Raw genomic sequence first — 18,812 nt, 5'->3', positions numbered from 1 at the left:
GAAGGATCATGCTCACGTGCCATGCAATTTCCTTACTCATGTCTGGGTTCGGTGTCGCGTCACGGCCCGGCGCCCACGGCACCCACGCAGCGCTCCGGCCAGTGGCCGGTGCCCGCAGGTGCCGTCGAGCGCCCGCGCACGACATCGTCCAACCGGGCGAGTACGGCTCGATCCACGTCGGGATCGGGCTTGGTCGCCGTGGCAGGACCGGTCAGTTCACGCAAATAGATCTGTACAGCCGGGCCGTCGCGACGGACGTCCAGCACGCGGAAGAGGGTTCCCGGAGCGAACACCACCTCGTCGGGCCCACGGCCGTGGTCGGACAATTGCCGTACACGACGGCCCGCCACCGACCAGATGACGTAGCTCCCGCCCGGCGGCGTCGCCGTCCGGGCGGAATCGAGCGGTGTGGTGCTGAGCAGGGCCGCATCGCGCAGCAGTGTGCCGGGGCGGGGAAGAGCCGGGGCGCCGGAGCCCTCGGCGGTGGGATCACTGCCCATGCCGCGCAGTACCGCGCCCCGGTAGGACGGCAGCCGGTTCAGCGCCGAGGCCACGCAGGCGCCGTACGGCAGCATGTCGGGCTCGTACTCGCGCAGGGCCCGGGTCACGGCGCCATGGCTCAACGGGCCCTCGGAAATGTGCAGATACATCCGCAGCGCGATCAGATCGGCGCGGGCCGCCTCCTGCTCCTTGCCGCGCAGGGCGGGCATCCGGGCGAGGGAGCGGGCGACGGCCGCGCCGTGCCTGTCCCACATGCCGTCCGCGAGCGCGCGGAAGGCGGTCCGCTCCACTTCGCTGCTGCGGTGTCCGAGGTCGAACGGGACGGGCGGCAAGGGAGCTTGGGGCACGTCAACGGCATCGCTTGCGTCGGCGGCATCGCCTGTGCCGGCGGCATCGCTTGCATCTGCGGCATCGCCTGTATCGGCGGCATCGCTTGCATCTGCGGCGCTACTTGCGTCGGCGGCTGAGCCCGGGGCTGCCTCACGGGTGTCCGGGGTGTCGGGCGTCGCGATGGTCTGCGGCGCGTCCGGAGCAGGCGGGGCGCCGGGACTCTCCGCCGCCCCGCCTGCTCCGTCGGCTTCGCCTGCTCCGTCGTCGGCCGTCCCCGTACCGCCCGGCTCCGCCAGTGCAGCCGGTACGTCGGGCTTCACGTCCCGTGACGCCGTGGCCCCCGGTGACGTGGGGATGGCGGGCGCGGGATCCGCGGGCGCGCCGGACGCCACGCGCACCGGCTTCGGCGGGGACACGATATCGGGCTCCGGCCGGGGCACGACGTCGGGGCTCCCGGGTGCCTCGGTCTCGCCCAGGCGGGGGCCGCCTGCGGGCCCGGCGGCCGGGTCTCGCGTGGCGGGCGGTCCTGAACCGTCCGCCGAGGCGGGGCACCCTTCGGCCGCGGGACCATCGGAACGGTCGCCGCTCACGGAAGCATCGGCGCGCGTGGGGTCGTCGGCTCGTTCCGGACCACCGGTCCCCGCCGGGACGTCGTCCGTTCCGGCGCCCTCGGCCGTTCTCATGCCCTCGGCCGGGTCCCCGCCGTCGGGCCGTACGGGCGGCCCCTCTGCCGCCGCAGGACCGCCGGCCGCGTCGGGAGCACCGGCACGCACGAAATCAGCCGCACGCCCTGGCACCGCAGCAGGCGCTCCGGACGCGCCGGAAGCGCCGGACGCGCCGGACGTCCAAGGGCCGTCGGGCTCTTCGGCCGCGCCCGAGCCGGGGGGCCGTCCGGGCGTCCCGGCGCGTGCCGGGGCGCTGGCGTCCGCCGCTGTCTCCAGGCCCATGGCTTCTCGCAGCTGCCGGGCGCGCTCGGCCCGTGCACCACCTTCCGCCGGCCGGCCGGGTCCGGCGGTTCGGTCCGGCTGCGCCGGCTGGGACGGCCGCGGCAGCCGCAGAGGCAGGCTCGGCCGCCCGGGCTGCGCAGAGTGTCCTTGCTGTCCCGGTCGTGACGGCCCCGGCTGCGCGGGTCGGCCCGGCAGTCTCGGTTGCGCGGACTGTGTCCGCGGTCCCGGCACCGACTCCGGCCGCCCTGTGGCGGCGGCACCGGTACCCGCCGAAGCGGCGGGCGGGGGCGGAACCGAGGCCGCCGTCCGGGCGGGCGGACCCGGGGGCCGGGCCTGGGCCTGGGCCGTCGGCCTGGCCCGGGCCGGAGCCGGCGCGGGGGCGGCGTAGCGGAGGGTGCGCAGGCCGTGTTGGGCCGCCAGTCGTCGCAGGCCGTGGCCGCCGTCGTGGGACACGCCGTGCACATGGAGCGTCGCGCGCTCGCGCAGGGCCGGTGTGAGGGCTCCCAGCAGGCTCGACAGGGCCGGCAGCAGCGACGCGTCCATGAGCTCGCCCGGCATGCCCAGCTCGATCACGGGGCCCTTCGCGTCCACCTGACGTGCCGTGGGGGACAGCCGGGGGCCGCCGCGCGGCCCGACCCAGAGGCCCGCCCTGGTCACCGTGACCTGCCAGCCGTCCGTCAGCCCGATCACACCCTCCTCCGGGCGCGTGGGCCCCGCCAGCGGGGGTGTCCAGCGCAGCAGTTGGGGCGGCCGGGCGTGGCCGTCCTCGTCCGGCGGCCGGCACACGACGGCGTCCACGAACGGCAGCCACTTCGGCGTTCCGTCCGGCGCGGCCAGGACCGACCGTACGGAGTACGACCCCAGCGGACCGGCCGCCGCCACGAGCGGCAGCCCGGTCATCACCTCGACGTCGGTGTCCAGCCGGTCGCACACCGCCTGCGCCAGCCGCAGCACGTCATACCCGCCGCCGGGCGCGAGCCGTACGCCGGACCTGACCTCCTCCGGCAGGGCCGCCAGCACCTCGGCGACCTCCTCGGCCGAGACGTCCTCGCCGTAGGGCACACCGATCACGACGGCCGGGCGCCGGGGGTCGACCGGCACGGCGTGGTAGAGGTCGCCGGGCTGGGTCGCGGTGGCGCCTGCGGGGCGTACCAGCAGCCCGGCCGGGATCTGTTCCACCACGCTCCCGCCGGACGTGTCCGACGGGACGTGGCGCAGCGCGGGCTGCCAGGACGGCTCCGGACTGCGCGGGCCCAGCGGTTCGGGGTCCGCGCCGGGGGCGAACCGCCACCAGCCGCCCGCCGGCGGTTTCCCGTCGGCGGAGGGGGCGGGAGGGACGAAGAGCGAGCCGCCGGGTACGACGAGGGGCGCCCCGTCCGGGGCCTTGACCTCGACCCCCCAGGCATCGGCGATCCGGCGGGCGGTGGCGGGCCGGTCCTTGACGTCCTGCCCGGCGCCGGGCATGACCAGCCGTACGGTGTCGGCGCCCGACTCGCTGAGCGAGTCCAGCAGTTCGCTCAGCCTCGGCCAGAAGGCGGGGGTCTCCATCCCGTCGGCGCCCGCGATGACGGTCACGGTGCCGTCGTCCGTGCGCATGCCCCGGGCCAGGTCGGCGACGTCGGCGGGGGTGAGCGCGTTGTCCGAGGGAGTCCGGAGCAGCAGCAGGCCGTCGTGGTCCTCGACCAGGAGCCCTTCCGCCGCTGTGCCGTCCGGCCGGTCGTCGGCGGGCCGGACGGCGGCAGGCCTGCGCCCGGCCGGGGCCGACGTCCGCTCGGCGCGGCGGCGTGCGAAGGGACCACCCCAGCGTGTCACTGCCGGGCCCCCCTGCCGGCCGGGGACTCCGCCGCCGACGGGACGGACCTGTCGTCGTACTCACTCACCGGCGGGCACTCCAGAAGCCGAAGACACGGTCCATCCTTTCGAACTCACCCTGCTCAGTTAACAATCCGATGGTGCGGACCACTGAGTCGGGGTCCCTTCCATGAGGTGCCGGGGGTGCGGAACACAACGGGGTGACACGGCGGGCCGTGGTCCGGCCCGAGGAACACGGGAGACACTATTACTACGTTGTAGACGCTGCCCGCCGCCGCCTCGTTCCCTCTCTCGGCCGGCAAACGGAATCGCAGGTCGCGCGAGACCGGCATCCACCGCGGATCGGGAGGCGGCCCGGGACGACGGCCCGAGAATACCGTTCAAGCGTCAACCGTACACATCGTCTTCCCATTGGGTGGCCCGCGCGGACCCGTCGCCCGGTGCGGACCGCCCGCGGATCAGCTGTCCTCCGCCGCCCCGCGCCCCTCCCGGTCCTCGGTGGCTTCCGGGCCGGTACCGGAACCCTCCACCGCCCCCTCGGGCCCCGGGAGTTGTCCGGCGGTCATGAAGCCGGGCCGGCCGTCGGCCGGTCCGGTCCCCCAGAAATCCGCGTCGCTTTCGGGGGCGCCGCCGGCCGGTGCGGGGTCGGACGGCCAGGCGCCGGAGTCCTCCAGCGCCGCGTACCTCTCCAGCTCGGCCTTGCCCGCCCGCAGCGCGTCCGCCGTGACGAGTTGGCCCACCGGGGCGGAGGAGCTGAGGAAGAGCACCTCCTTCCCTTCCGGCAGCCGGTCCAGGAGATCGGGTACGAACATCACCTCGTGCGGGGGCAGTTTGTCCTGCTCCAGTTCCGGTGAGGTCGAGAAGACGGGGACGGCCTCGGTCCCGTCCTCCGCGTCGGTCACCGCCAGGCCGCCGTCGCCGTCGACGCATACGGCCACCTCGGCGTCGGCGAGCATCAGGGCGAACAGGTCCTGCGAGGCGTACCCGGTGGCGACGAGTTGCACGGCGGCGTCCACGGGGCCGACCGGCGGCGCCCAGCCGTGCGCGTCGGGTGAGGGGCGGTACTCGGCGTTCGCCTCCCACTCGACGATCTCCCCGTGCTCGTCGCTGCGCCAGCGGCCGAGGCTCGCCCAGGAGGGCGGGGGCTCGCCCTCGTCACCGCTCCAGTGCCGGTCGATCACGGACAGCCAGTGGTCGGGCGCCACCTTGGCGGCCTTGACGTAGTCCTCGGGCGGCTCCCGGAAGCCGGGCCGGCCCTTCAGTACGGCGGACGGGCCGCCCTGTGCGACGGAAGGGGCCGGCCCCCCGCCTGCCGGCCCGGCCTCGGCAGTGGTCTCGGGCTCGTGGTCCGGAGTACCGGAAGGGCTCGTCATGGGGGGCAACTCCATCGGTGTGCGCTGTCGGATCGGTGGGGTGAGGGGTGCGGTGCGGCCGGGATCAGTCGCCGGTGCCCGGGGCGACGGCCGCCTCCGGGCCGGTCCGGGCGCCGGCGGGCATCGCGGTGGCCGGACGCGTCGGCAGGTCCGCGCCACCTGCCGCCGGGGAGGCCGACGCCTCTCCGGCCACCTCCTCGGTTCCCGCCTCCGCCGCGCTCCGGGCCGCCGCCTCGACCGCCTGGCGCAGGGCGTCGGTCTCCACGGCCATGCCGACCGGTCCGGAGGGGTTGAGGTAGAGCACATGGCCCTCCGGTATCCGGTCCACCACCTCGTGCACCGGCGCCAGTTCGTAGCCGAAGCGCCCGGCCGCGTGCAGGTACGTGGGCGAGGTGAAGACCGGCACCACCGCCGCCCCGTCGGGCGAGGTGGCCGACAGCGGGCCGCCACCGGGGGCGAGCAGGACGGCGACCTCCGCCACGGCCAGCGTCCGGGAGACCGCTTCACCGGGGCCGTAACCCGTGGCGGCGAGCTGGACCGCCTCGTCGACCGGGTCGGTCGGAGCGGGCCAGCCGAGCGCCTGGGGCGAGGGGCGGTACTCCTCGTTGGGGCTCCACTCCTCGATCTCGCCGTCCTGACCGGACCGCCACCGGCCCACCACCGCCCAGTCGGGCGGTTCGCCCTCCCCCGGCCACGCGGGGTCGACCATGCCCAGCCAGTGGTCGGGAGCGAGCCGGGCGGCTTCCGCGATCTCCTCGGGGACCGGTGGCGCGGTGTCGTCGGCGGCCCCGGCCCCGGCGGTGTTGTCGTTCATGAGCTCCTCGCTGGCTGGGGTGTTATGCACGGTAGTCGTTCAGTATGAAGCGGAGTCTGTCGGCCAGGGAGCCGGCCGGGGTCAGGTTCCGGGCCCGGAACCACGCGTCGACCAGGCGCTCCAGACGGTCAGTGGTCAGAACACCGCCGTCGGGGCCGGGCAGGGCGTCGGGGGCCGACGGTCCCAGTGCCGCCAGGACGTCCAGGGCGTCGTCCAGGACGTCCCGGTGCTCCGCCGACCAGTCGGCCACCGCCGGATCGGCCGGGTCGGCCGGACCTGTCGGCCCCTCACCTGCGGGCAGGACGGCCGCGTCCAGCACGTGCTCGTCGGGGAACCTGCCGTCGACGGCCACGTGTTGCCGCAGCTCCGCCTCGGTCAAGGGGGCGAGACGGTGGTAACGGCCCCAGTTGTCCACGTAGTCGAGGTCGGCCGGCTCCGGGGCGCCGTCCCGCCTCAGGCGGTCGAGGACCAGTTGGCTGCCCCGCATGATCTCGTCCAGGGTGTGGTGCCCCGCCTGCAGCATCTCGGCCATCAGCGCGATCCGCACCAGGCCCAGGTCGACGACCAGGCCCCATTCCTCACGCATCTTCACCGCCTGCGCCATCAGCCGGTGGGACGATCCGGAGGTGCCGGCCCGGACCAGGGCGCCCTTCGTCTCCGCCGCGGACTGCGGAAGGCTGCTCATGGCGATGTCGTAGCGGTGCATCCCCGGGACCCACGGGATGCGGTCGTCCGGCATCAGGGCCCGCTCGGCCTCGCTCAGCGGGGGCGACAGGTCCTCGGGGCGCAGCGGTGCCCGGAGCACCTCTTCGGCCCGGGCCGTCAACGTCTGCTCCTCGGGCGTCCTGTCCGGCCGTCCGCTCAGCTCCTGGTAGGCCGTCATCGTCTGCGACGGCGGCCGGGAGGACCGGTACTCCGCGGTGATCACGTCGGGGTTCGGGTCGGGGCTGCCGAGCAGGTCGGAGATCAGTCCCCCGTTCCCGTCCGCCGACTGGGCGCCGATCCACAGCATGCCCATGCGTTCGCGCAGGTTGCCCGACTCCGCCACGGCCCGGAGCCGGTCACGGCCGGTGCCCACCGCGCCGTCGACGGCCGGGTCGTCCGAGCCGAGTTCCGCCCAGCGGCCCGCCGCCACGGCCCGGACCCAGAGCTCCGCCGTCATCACGCCCAGCTGGGCGTTCGCCGCTTCGTGGCCACCGAGATACCGGCCCAGCCGCTCCTCGAAGCGCGCCGCCTCCGCCGTGTAGCGGATGCGGGCCCGGATCCACTCCGGGGCCTGCACGGCCGCCGCCGGGCGCAGCACGGACACCGGGGCCGAGGACAAGGCGTCCACCACCCGGTCGAGCCGTGCCCCGCTCTCGGCGGTGGTGTCGCCCGGTCCGTCGGGGAGTCCGGCGAGGTGGCGGTCCCCGTCGCGGACCAGCAGGGCGGGCGGCGCGCCGCCGGTGCGCTCCCCGTGGAAGGCCGGCTCGCCGTCCGGCCCCGCCACGGCCACGCTCACCCCGAGCCCGCGGACCACCGCCGCCACGAGCGGTCCCATCGGCACGGCCGTGCCTTCGGCCCCGTAGGAGGCGTCCGTCATCAGCACCCGCAGACGCTGTGCGGGGCTCAGCGGGATCCGCGAGGCCGGGAGCTTGTCGCCGAGGAGCATGCCCTCCGTGCGCAGGGAGATGTCGAGGGCCGCCCCGATCCGGTCCAGGAGGCTCAGCGGGAGGCTCTGGTTCCCGTCGAGCGATGGCACCTCCGTCTCGGACACGTCGTCGTCGGTGATGCGGCCGTCCAGCCAGGTGCGGAAGTCGTCGGCCGTCTCGATGCCCGCCTCCCGGAGCGCGTCGGCCGCCACGTGACGGAGGGCGAACAGCAGGGTGGCGACGGTCCGGTCGCCCTCTCCGGGCGACTCGTGGAGGGCGAAGACGGTGCCGTCGAGTTCGGCGGCGTACGGTCCGGTGCGCCGGTAGCCGTCAGGGGGTGCGGGGGCGTCGGCCTCCGCGGTGGTGGCCTCGTCGTCGGTGAGTTCCACGATCCGCGGCGACGTCCCGTCCTCGGCGTTGTGATAGGCCGGGTGCGGGTGGGCGGGCGCCTCCAGGAACTCGTAGTCGGCGAAGTCCAGCCCCGTTTCGGGCTCCGTCACGATGTCGCGGCCGACGATGCTCACCGCCATGCCCGGTGGGTAGAGCACCTCCTCCTCGCCGACCCATGCCGAGAACGGCGCGACGGGCCGAGCGGTGGAGTTCGCCACGTACCCCCGCATCGCGTGCCGGTCCTGGGCGTCGCCCATCTCCCTGAGGTCGCCCCGTGTGTACTTCTCCGCCGTCTCCCGGCTCTCGGTGGTGCTGCGGAACCGCGGCATGTACAGCGTGTTCGCGGTGACGAGCGGCCCGTCCTGGGGGACCGCGTTCAGGTGCCCCGGGAGCCAGCCGCCCCAGTACACCGGCCCGTTGACCGGCGGCAGGATCTCCAGCGCCTCGACCGCCATGTCGACGTGCATGGCCAGGTCGTCGTACAGCTTGTCGGCGATCCGGTTCACCCGGCGGCGGATGTCCTGGACGTCCGGCCCGGTCGCCTCCGGACCCAGGTCCTGCAGATCGGCGGTCGCGTCGCTCAGGTCCTCGTCGTCGGTCAGCAGTTCCGGCAGGCCCTGGCCGTTGTTCACGGCGTCCTCCTGCGCGTACTGCCACACCTTCTGCCTGATCATCCAGCGGCCGACGGCCTCGCCGAAGCGGCCCGCGGTGACATAGGTCTTGAAGAGCTGGTGGTCCTGGCTGGTGTAGAGGAACAGCGCGGTCAGGTGGCCGGGGGCCAGGGCGCGCAGGGACGCCCGGCCCTGCTCCCCGAACCGCTCGAGCCACCGGGCGGCCACCTCGGAGCGTCGCACCAGTTCCTCCGCGACGGGCGTCCCGGTCAGCGCACCGCTCAGGGCCTGGGCGATGTCCCCCGGTACGGCGACGTCGTACCGGGAGACGAAGCGCGTCCTGCTGTCGTAGACGTGGTGGTGCGGCAGCGCCGGGCCGACACCGAAGGCACTCCCCGCCACCTGGTGAAGCCGGGCACCGTCGCGGGTGAGCGCGACGCGTTCCGCCTCGGTGCCCACGCCGGCCATGTGGGAGGCGCGCAGCACCTCGTGCAGGGACTGGGTGTCGGTCAGGATCGACCAGGCCAGCAGCGCCTTGCGGAAGGCCATCAGCTCGGGCCCGCTCGCCCCGATCGCCCGGTATGCCTGCAGCAGCCACAGGGCCGGTCCGACCACCCCGCCGACGTAGCGGAATCCACGCGGGTCGTGCGCGGTCCGGTACGCCCCCTGCCGGGGGCCCGGCGGCCGGGGCGCCCACGGTGAGCGGAGCCAGCCGGGCACGGTGTGCTGCAGGGTGACCTGCCCCGCGTCGCCGTACGCCGCGTGGCCGAACGCCTGGATCAGGTGGGGTACGGACGGCCCGGCCGCCAGGAATCGGCGCACCGCGTCCGGCTCCCCGAGCCACTGCCGCGCCTCCGGCCCCTGGAAGAAGGCACCGTCCGCCGCGAGCGCGCCGTGCCGCTGCGCCAGGACGTGGTGGAGCCGGGTGAGGGCGCGCACAGCACCCTGGGCGGCCTCGGGGTCGGCGGCCAGCTTCTGCGCCAGGCCCAGCTCGAAGCGGTAGCTGAAGTTCCGCCACTCCCGGTCCCGGTAGAGCCCGGCGAATCGCACGCTCTCGGGCGATCCGGCGGCACGCCATCCGGGCACGGACCAGGGCGCGCCGGTGGACGCGCCCGGCTCCCCGGTGGGGGCCGAGGGCAGAGGGAGGCCGAGGTCCGTGCCGGTCCGGGAGCGCGGGGTGACGCGCAGCATCGTCGTGGGGCTGCCGTCGTCGGCCTCCAGAAGGTGGATGTCCGCCGTCGGCTGCCCGTCCTCGTCCCGGCCGGGGGTGATCGCGGTGCGGCCGGTGTTGAGGTACACGTCCAGGCCGGTGAGCTCGGCGATCCCCTCGGCCCGTCGAACGGCGCGCCGCAGGCTGTCGGCCCCGGGGGCGGTGCCGGTGGGCACGCCGGTGCCGGTGGCGATGTCGCACGAGAGGACGGTGATGGTGGTGAAGCCCGCCGCGGCCAGGTCCTGGCCGAGCAGGCGCCCCACCATCGCGCCGTCCGCACCGACGGGCATGTCGTTCCCACCGGCGACAGCATAGCCGTCCGCCCCTCCGTGGGACGTCCAGAAGAACGTGCCGGACGCTGCCGTGGCGGGCAGGGGACGCCTACGGGCCACGCGTTCCCGGGCCGGGCCGCGACTCCACTCGGTGTAGTGGGTGGCCTCGTGCAGGCGACCGTAGAAGGGCTCGCGCAGCGCCCAGTCGCGCCGGGTGAAGGATGCCTTGCCGACCGTCCTGCCGTTCTCGCGGATCTCCTGGACGACGATCCCTTCCGGGGCCGGCGCGGTCTCGTGACCCGCCCACGGGGCGTTCCAGTGATCACGCCGCGGGTACGCGCCGGCCCGCCCGCCGAAGACGCCGTCGTCACCGAGGTCGGAGCCGGCGTCGGAGTACTCGGCGGCGTCGGACGCGTCGGGGTCGGCGGGACCGAGGTCGAACAGGTCGTCCACCGACTCCTCGAACGCGGCGGGGGCGTACGGAAGCGGGTCGGCCTGCGTCGTCCCGGCGAGGCCGTCGGGCAGCGCGGTCTCCTCCTCGGCCAGCTCGTGCAGCATCGGAGGCCGCCTGTGGGTCTCGACGAGCCGTCGGCCGACGACGTGGAACCTCATGCCCGGCGGGTACAGCGCCTCCCCTTCCGAGAGGTGCTTGAGGAAGGGCGTGCCGTCGCGTGCCGTCGAGTTCCTGACCTCGACCAGCTTGCGGTGCGAACCGGCGGGGACCGCCTTGTCGCCCAGGGCGAATTCGGTGGCCTCCTCGACCTTCAGCGAGGTGCTGCGGAAGAACGCCACGTCGATGGTCCCGGCACCGTACATGGGGCCGTCCACGGCGGGCCGGTCGATGGGTCCGGGCGCTCCCCGCTCGCCCCACCAGGCGGTCCGCCCGACGGACGGCAGGATCTCCAGCGCCTCGACGGCCATGTCGATGTGCAGCTTCAGCTCGTCGTGGAGCCGGTCGGCCATCATGTCCGCGCGGCGCCTCAGCCGGGCCAGCTCCGGGCCCGGCGTGTCCAGGTCGGGCAGGTCGGACAGGTCCTCGTACACATCGGCGAAGTCGGGTTGGCCGACCAGGGTGAGCGGCGGCATGTCCAGCTCCTCCTCGCGCGCCGACTCCAGGAGGTAGCGCCAGGTGTGGAAGCGCACCAGGTGACGGCTGAGGCCCCGGCCGAGCCGCTCGCCGTTGAGCACGGCCTTCATCAGCCGGTAGTCGTACGAGCTGTAGAGGTACAGGGCCGTGATGTGGGCCGGGGTGAGTCGGCTGAGCGCCTCGGCGCCCCGGTCGCCGTACCGCTCCAGCCATTCGGCCATGACCTGGAGCCTGCGGGACGGCCGGGGCGGCAGTGCGCCGTCGAGCGCCGCCCCGGCCATCGTGACGAGGGCGTCCGGTACGTCCATCGTCCCGGTGAGCTCGAACGGGAAGGTCATGCGCTCCTGGTAGAAGGCCTGGTGCGGCGGGGTCAGGGCCGCGGGTGCGCCGCCGTCGTCGTCGAGCGGGAGCAGACCGCTCTCCGTGAACCGGCGCACCGTCCAGGTGTGCAGCGCGGCACCGTCACGGGTGGCGGCGGCCCGCTCGTCCTCGGCGCCCATGCCGATCAGGTGGGAGGCGCGCAGCACCTCGTGCAGCGACTGCAGGTCGTACGGGATCGTCCAGGCGGCCACGGCCGCACGGAATTCCGGCAGCAGGGCCGCCGGCAGGTCGAGCGCGGCGAACATCCGCAGCAGGCGCAGCGCGGGGCCGTGCTCACCGCCCACCCGGCGGAAGCCTCGGCTGTCGTGCACGGCGCGGTAGGCGCTGTCCACCGCGGACCGCGCGCCGCCCTCGGCGAGGGCCTCCTCGACCGGGCGGGGCAGCCCCGGGCCGGCGTAGGCGGCGTACACGAGAGCCCGCATCAGCCCGTCCAGCGCTTCCGGTCCGGGCGGCTCGTCGAGCAGCCGTTCCAGCTCGCCGACCGGGTCCTCGGGCACCGCGTCCGGGGGGAAGAACGCACGCGCAGCCCGCTCGTCGCCGTTGCGCTCGGCGAGCTGCTCGTACACCCCGCGCACCGCCAGCCCGGCCGACTCGGCGAGTTCGGGGACGTCGCTCAGCGCCTCGGCGAGGGAGTCCTCCCAGTCGACGCTCGCCTGCCGCCATGCCCGCTCCCGGTAGAAGCCCGTGAAGCGCGGTGTGTCCGGGGCACCGGCCGGCCGCCAGGACGACACCGCCCAGGTCGCTCCCCCGGCCGCGTCGGCGGCCTCGGTCTGCTCCGTGGTGGCGTCCCGCGTACCGCCCGTGACGTTGAACCGGGCGGGGGCCGGATAGCCGAACGCGGTACGCCTGCCGGCCGCCGTGGCCGGGGCGGGTACGCGGGGACCCGTCCAGCCGTCCGGATACTCCGTCACCCATCCCGTGGGCTGCCCGTCGGCGTCCTCCAGCAGGTGCGGCAGTCCGTCGGACACCGCCGCGCGCCCCACCGGCAGATGCGTCGGCAGCCGCGACCCGTTCGCGATCCGCCTGGCCCGTGCCCGGGCCTCGGCCTCGCTCCGCGGCACGTCGCCGGGCCCGCACGCGAGCACCGTCACGCTGCGGAAGCCACGGTCCGAGGCCGACCGCAGCAGCCGCCCGGCGTACGAACCGTCGTCCCGCCGCACGGCCCCGTCCTCGGTGACCAGCGCGAGCCCTCGGGCGCCGCCGTGCGACGCGAAGAAGAACGTCCCGTCGGCCGTGCCCCCGCCCGGCAGCGTCCGATGGGCAGCCACCGGCCGGCCCTCGCCGTCGCGCTCCCACGACACGAAGCCCTTCGCACGGTCCAGCCGGCCGTACTCCTCCTGCCGCTCCGCCCAGTCGGCGTCGTCGAACGACGCCACCCCGATCAGCTCGCCGTCCTGTCCGTGGACGGGGCGCAGCACCGGTGCGGGCCGTGGTCCGCCCTCGGTGGCGGGGCCGGACGGAGCGTTGCCGAACAGTTCGTCCAGGAAGCCGGGTTCCGCGGTCCGGCCGGTGGTGCCCGGCACGTCCTGACGCGGTGTCACCTCGCTCACCCCGACGGACTCGTAGGGCTCCGTCCGTGAGTCGCCCGGGACGACCGTCCGGGTGGAGACGTCGAAGGAGGCGCCCGGCGGGTACAGGGCCTCCGTCTCCAGCGGCCTGACCGCGAACGGGTTGACCTCCCGCGCCGTCGAGCGCGCCACGTGCACCAGCCCGCGATGCGCGTCGCCGGGAACGCCCTTGCTCCGGTGCATGAAGCCCAGCGCTTCCCCCCTCACCAGCGCCGTGCTGCGGAAGAACGGCATCGTGATCCTGTCCCTGCCGTACACCGGGCCGTCCGACGGGGGCTCGCCCAGCGCGCCGGGCATCCCGCGGTCGCCCCACCAGACGTCGGCGTTCAGCGGGGGCAGGATCTCCAGCGCCTCGATCGTCATGTCGACGTGCAGCGACAGCTCGTCGTACACCGCGTCCGCCATCGCGTCGAGGCGGCGCCTGAGGCGGGCCACCTCGGGAGTCGCCTCCTGGAGGTCGTCCACCTCCCACATCGCGTCGAACAGGGCGGCGAAACCCTCCTGCTTGCGGAGCGTCGCCGGAAGGAGGTCGGCGGCGCCGACCTCGGCCATCCTCCGGGTCATCGTCCAGGCGTTGAGGCGCACCAGGCGCCGTCCCATCCCCGTGCCGAAACGCTCGCCGTTGAGGAACGCCTTCATCAGCCGGTAGTCGGCACCGCTGTAGAGGTGTACGGCCGTCAGATGGGCCGGGTCCAGTCGCTCCAGGGCCCTTCTGCCCACGTCGCCGTATCGGTTCAGCCACGCGTGGAGCGCCCGGCTGCGGTCGGTGTCGGACGGCAGGGTTCCGGCGAGTGCGGCGTCGACCAGCTTCACGAGGCCACCGGGGAGGTCCAGCTTGCTGCCCGTGATGTCCCGGCCGAACGTCATCCGGGCGGCGTACCGCACGCGGTGCGGCGGGACGAGCCGCGGGTCGGGCCCGTCCTGGCCGGCCCGGTGGGCCTCGGACGCCCTGACCGAGTCCGCCACCCAGGTGTGGAGTCCGGCACCGTCGCGCAGGGCGAGGTCACGCTCCTCGGCGGTGCCCAGGCCGAGCCGGTGGGAGGCGCGCAGGATCTCGTGGAGCGACTGGAGGTCGGCCGGGACCGCCCAGGCGACGAGCGCGTCGCGCAGCGCGAGCAGCCGGTCGGGCGACGCGCCGAGCGCGGCGTAGGCGCGCAGCAGTCGGAGTGCGGGGCCGTGCTCACCGCCCACCCGGCGCATTCCCCGGCTGTCGTACACGTCGCGGTAGGCGCTGCCCTGCGCGTACCGCGCGCGGTTCCCGGCCGGGCGGGACAGTGCCTCGGCGACCTCGCGCGGCAGTCCGGCGCTCGCGTACGAGGCGTACACGAGCGCGGTCGTCAGCGCGTCGAGGGTGAGCGGCCCCGGGGGCAGCGTGAGCAGCCGTTCCAGCTCGGCGGCCGGGTCTCCGGGGGGCGCGTCCGGGGCGAAGAAGGCATGCCGGGCGGCGTCCTCGCCGTGGCGCGCGGCGAGTTCGCCGTACGTACGGGCGACCGCGTCGCGTACGGACTCGGTGGGCCCGGCGGCCCGGCCCAGATGCTCCGCGTACGCGAGCTCCAGGACCGTGCCGAGGCGCCGCCACGCGCGGTCCCTGTACATGTCCGCGAACCGCACGGCGCCGGGCGACCCGGCGGGACGCCAGGACGGCACCGCCCAGCCCGGACCGCCCTCGGAGGCGTTCGGTGTGTCGGCGGTGCCCGCCTCCGGGGTGGCCTCCTGGCCGGCCGGGGTCACGGGGGTGGCGTTGATCCGGGCGGTGGACGGATAGGCGGTGCCGGACCGTTCGCCCGGCTCACCGGTGCCGGGGCCCGCGAAGTGGAACGTCCCGACGCCGGAATCGTGCCGGACCGAAGGCGTCGGCCAGAGCGGGGCCGCCCCGTCGGAGGTCCCGGAAGCGGTGGCCGGGGCCGTGGTGACACCCCCCGAGGACGAGGTCTGGACCGGCCGGGCCTTCCAGACGGTCTTGCGCCACTGCCCCAGCTTCTTCTCGCGGAGGGCGGTGATGCGCAGCGGGTCGAACGGGTCGTCCTCGAGGACGTCGAGCGGTCCCGAGTAACCGAAGGCGTTCCGGCCGGTGCGGTCGGAGAACGCCTGCGTCCGCTTCGGTCCCCCGGCGGTGAAGCCGGACATCGGGAAGACGACGGGGACGTCGACGCCCGCCTCGGTCACCAGCGGGGCCAGGTCCAGAAGTGCCCAGAGCTCTTCGTCGGAGACGGGCAGCGGAGGGTGCCCGGGCAGGTGTACGACGATGCCGCCGTCGTCCTGGCGGATGCCGGTCCAGATCACCAGGGACGCCCCGGACGGCTCCTTGGACCTCCAGTCCGCCGGGTGGGGGATGTCGAGGATGTCGCCGCCGCTCTTCAGCCGCGCGTACCAGCGGCTGGCGTCCACGCCGTTCGGGGCCGGGCGTCCGCTCCAGTTGTAGCCGGTCGGCTCCGTGCCGTCGGTGAGGATCTGCTTGAAGGCGCCCAGCTCCCGGAGGTGGTGGGCGGCCAGCAGATGCGGGTCGGAGATGTCCACGCCGCGCGCGTGGGCCCGGGTGGCCAGGAGCGTCAGCTCCATGACCGCGTCGTCGCTCCACGCGTCCGTGGGCGCCAGGTGGAGGACACCGCGGCCCAGGCTCTCCTGCTCCGCCGGGTCCATCCGGAACAGGATGCGGTCGGTCGCGGCCACCATCGCCCAGAAGGCCCGTGCGGTGTCCTTCGGACGCACCGTCACGGAGCCGGGCAGTCCCAGCGCGTCCCGGACGAGACCCGGCCCCTCGTTGCCCGAGAGCTCGTCGACGGTGTACGTCAGCGCGGTGTCCGGGAGAATCTCGCCGAGCGTGGCGTCCGGCCGCAGGGCCACCTGGTCCCGGGCCGCTTCCAGGACGCGCAGGTAGGCCGCCTGGTCCGGGGTGTCCCCGCCGATCCGCCGGGCGAGGAAGGTCCACAGGTCCATCCGGAACGGCGTGAGCAGCCGCAGGCCGGGGTCGTTGGCGCGCAGGGTCTCCAGTGCGGCGGCGCCCTTCAGCGCCCGCTCGTACCGGCCGCCCGGCACACCGCTGTCGTCCTCGACGCCGTGGCCGAACACCAGGCGCAGCGCACGGACCAGCCGCAGTGCGGCCGCGCGGGTCTCCGACGGCACGGCACCGGCCTCGCGGTGCAGGCCCGCGGTCCGCGCCAGCTGGTCCAGCTCGCCGTCCAACGGCTCCGGCCGGACGCGCTCCGTACGCCCGATCACACCGCCGGGGGTGTCCTCCAGCACGCGGGAGTCATCGTCCAACGCCCTGACCAGGGACGAGGCCTCGACCTCCCGCCGGCTGACATTGGCCGTGTGCTGGGCGAGAGACACCTCCTCCAGGGGGTCCTCCACACGGGGTACCGGGCGGCCCTCCTCCTGACGGTTGCGGTGGTCGCCCGCCGAACCGGCGTAGCAGACCTCCAGCCCCATCCGGTGGCCGGCGGGCAGCTCGCCGACCTCGCGCAGTCCGCCGATGTACCGCCCGCCGTCGGCGGCGTCCAGCAGCACCGTCCGGCCGTCGCGCAGGACGACCGCCAGCGCGCCCGGGAGCCCGTGGCCGTAGTACGTGTAGACCGCGCGGTCCGGGGTGAACGGCTCGGTGGCGACCTGCTTGTCGCCTTCGCCGGTGGCCACGTAGTGCATCAGTCGCCGCTTGTCGAAGAAGGCCCGCAGCAGCCCCTCCCGCCTGGCCATGTCGTCGTTCATCGACATGCGGCCGAACCGCTCGCGGCGGTCGAAGACCAGGGGGCGGGTGGCCACGTCGCTGTCGCGGAACGTCGTGCCGTCGACCGACGTCCACTCACGGTCCTCGTGGGCCGCCGGCACCGCGGGCGGGTCGAAGGGCACCCAGTCGCCGTGCCAGTCCGCGGTGTTCAGGACCGTCATCGTCGGCACATGGGCGTTCAGGGCGGGGTCGTGCCGCAGACGCCCGTCACCGCTGGGCGCCCACACCCGCCGGCCCAGCCGGACGGCGACCGCGCGCATCAGCTCCAGGTACTGCGAGCCCGCGTACGGGATCGCCAGTACCACCGGCACGTGAGGCGGGAGTTTCGCCAGTTCCGGATCGTTCGCCAGCTCCCCGGCGAACGCCTCGGGACTCAGTTGCCGTGCGTCCAGGGACCGGTCCCCGACCAGGTACGCCTCGCCGCCCCACGGCGCGGGCCGGTCAGGACCCGGTGCCTCCGGGCTGCCCTGACCGCCCGTGACCTCCCGCACCCGGTCGATCCGTACCTGGTCGATCCACGCCCCCGCCAGGTCGCGTCCGCGCACCGCGCCGGAGCCGTCCCGCAGCACGGTGCCCGGGTCCTGGAACGGGTCCGCCGCCTGCCCGGCCGGGGACGCCGGACCGAAGAGGTCCAGCTGGTCCTGGGAGGTGGTGGGCCCGGTGGTGGGCTGCTGCCGGGTGGTGGCGGTCCAGTGGCCCGGGGCCCCGGTGTCCGGGTCCGGCAGGACGACGACGTCGAGCGGGGCGGCGGGGCTGCCGGCGGTGAGCGCCATCGGTGCGCTGTAGCCGTAGGCGGGGCGCCCGGTCAGCTGCGAGAACCGCTGCACCAGCCGCGGGCTCAGTGCCCCCGGCCCGGTGGTCAGGAACAGCACCGGAATGCCGAGCGGGACCGTACGGAGCGCCGGGGCCATGGCCAGCAGGGCCAGGAACTCGTTCTCGGGTACGCGGACGGGGGCGCGGCCGGGCCGGTGGAGGACGGGTGTGCCGGTCCGGTCGGCCTCGACCAGGTTCAGGACGGGCATGGGCTTGCCCGGGCCGGTCCATTCCGGCGTGAGCGGGTGCGTGGTCATCCCGTCGGGCCCGTGCGTCGCCCGGCGCACGGTGCCCCAGTCGACCCCGGCGGGTGCGGGGGTGCCGGACCAGTTGACGCCCTGGACGTTGGGCCCCTGCTTCAGCAGGGAAGCCGGGCCGAAGGCACCGCTCTCCGCCAGGTGGTATGCGGCGAGCAGGTCGTGGTCCGAGACGTCCCGGCCCTCCGCCATCGCCTTGGCCGACAGCTCCCACAGGGCTTCCTGATGCGACCGGCCCCAGGCCGTGGAGCTGTCGAGGTGCAGGACCTTGCGGCCCATGGCCTCCCGGTCCGCGGGTGGCATCGGGCGGAACATCTGGGCGGCCCGGGCCGCGGCCCACAGGGTGGACGCCACGTGCCGCGGGGTGAGCGCCGCCGACGCGGGCAGCGACTGCACACGGCGGCTCACCCGCTCACCCGCGTCCGTCAGCTGTTTCACGGTGATCTGGAGCGCCGGCGACGGCACCGCGTCCGTGAGCCGGGCGGTGGGATCGGCCGCGATCCGCCGCGCGGCGTGGTCGAGCAGGGCGAGATACCCGGCCGGGTCCGGGGCACGGCCGGTGTGCTCCTGGACGAAGAAGTCGAGGAAGTCCTTGCGGAACGGGGTGAACTGACTGACCAGGGGGTCGTTGGCACGCAGGCGCTCCAGCGCGCCGACCGCCTTGAGCGCCTGCTCGTAGCGACCGCCGGGTATGCCGCGGTGGTCCTCGATCTCGTTGCCGAACACCGTCCGCAGCGCACGCACCAGCCGCAGTGTCGTCACCCGCGTCCCCGGCGGCACGGCGCCCGGGGTGCGGTGCAGTCCCGCCTCCCGCGCCAGCTGGTCCAGTTCGTGGTCCAGCGGCTCGGGCCGGCGCAGGACCCGGCGGCCCCGCTCACCGTCGGCCGCGCTCATGGTGGAACGCCGGGTGCCGTTCAGGCCGGTCTGCCGGGTGGACCCGTCCGTCTCCCGACGGCTCAGGTTGGCGACGTACTGGTCGAGGGAGACGTCGCCCAGCGGATCGTCGATGTGCGGGGCCGGAGCGTACGACGGCTGCGGGCGCGTGGGGTCACCGTCCGACGCGCTCCAGCAGACCTCCAGGTGGATCCGGT

The 18,812-nt window shown here is 74.8% G+C and carries 4 protein-coding genes; all 4 read right to left on the bottom strand.

Translation table 11 applies throughout. The features are described from left to right. Positions 1-59: 59 nt before the first annotated feature. The 4 genes from JKV81_RS30030 to JKV81_RS30015 all read right to left on the bottom strand — a co-directional run bounded on the left by JKV81_RS30030 (position 60) and on the right by JKV81_RS30015 (position 18,801). Positions 60-3,590, bottom strand: coding sequence for a hypothetical protein (locus JKV81_RS30030; RefSeq protein ID WP_202078811.1), 3,531 nt, complete (start codon positions 3,588-3,590; stop codon positions 60-62). Between the two features lie 458 nt (positions 3,591-4,048). Beyond that, on the bottom strand, positions 4,049-4,963 hold the full coding sequence (locus tag JKV81_RS30025; RefSeq protein WP_129266000.1) for a type VII secretion system-associated protein: 915 nt from the start codon (positions 4,961-4,963) through the stop codon (positions 4,049-4,051). A gap of 64 nt (positions 4,964-5,027) precedes the next feature. Continuing rightward, positions 5,028-5,777 (bottom strand): type VII secretion system-associated protein, encoded by a 750-nt coding sequence (locus tag JKV81_RS30020; protein WP_129265999.1) that lies wholly within the window; start codon positions 5,775-5,777, stop codon positions 5,028-5,030. A 22-nt stretch (positions 5,778-5,799) separates the two neighbouring features. Next, on the bottom strand, positions 5,800-18,801 hold the full coding sequence (locus tag JKV81_RS30015) for a lonely Cys domain-containing protein (RefSeq protein ID WP_268980846.1): 13,002 nt from the start codon (positions 18,799-18,801) through the stop codon (positions 5,800-5,802). Positions 18,802-18,812: the final 11 nt, after the last annotated feature.

It is taken from the genome of Streptomyces silvae, from assembly GCF_016745505.1.
Classification (GTDB): Bacteria; Actinomycetota; Actinomycetes; order Streptomycetales; family Streptomycetaceae; genus Streptomyces; species Streptomyces silvae.
This window is presented reverse-complemented; position numbering and strand designations above follow the sequence as displayed.